The sequence below is a fragment of the Bradyrhizobium sp. Crot121 genome (genome assembly GCF_059512385.1).
In genome coordinates, this window is record NZ_JCAMOR010000445.1 from 1 (window position 1) to 395 (window position 395).

1 pseudogene is annotated in these 395 nt (G+C 63.5%); it reads right to left on the reverse strand.

Going from position 1 to position 395, the window contains the following annotated elements:
* Window positions 1-395 (reverse strand): annotated as a pseudogene (locus tag AC5ZGW_RS47405) (copper-transporting ATPase); the annotation flags it as partial.

The window sequence follows — 395 nt, forward strand, 5'->3', positions numbered from 1 at the left end:
TGCCGTCGGCATGGATGCGGCGCGCGGTTTTCGGCGCAAGGTCGAGCAGTGCGCGGATTGCAGAGCCGGTGCGTTCGCGCGCCTTCAATTCCAGCACCTGCCCGACGAAGACCAACGCAACGATGACGGCGGCGGCCTCGAAATAGACAGGAACAGAGCCGCCGTGGCCGCGGAAACTATGCGGGAAGAGATTAGGCGCCAAAGTCGCCACGACGCTGTAGATATAGGCCGTGCCGACACCGAGGCCGATCAATGTCCACATGTTGGGACTGCGGTTGACGAAGGATGCCCAGGCCCTACGAAAGAAGGGAAGGGCTGCCCAGAGGACGACCGGTGTCGCCAGCAATAGTTCGACATAGCTCGCCAGCGGCTCCCCGAGCGCTTCGCGTGGCCAC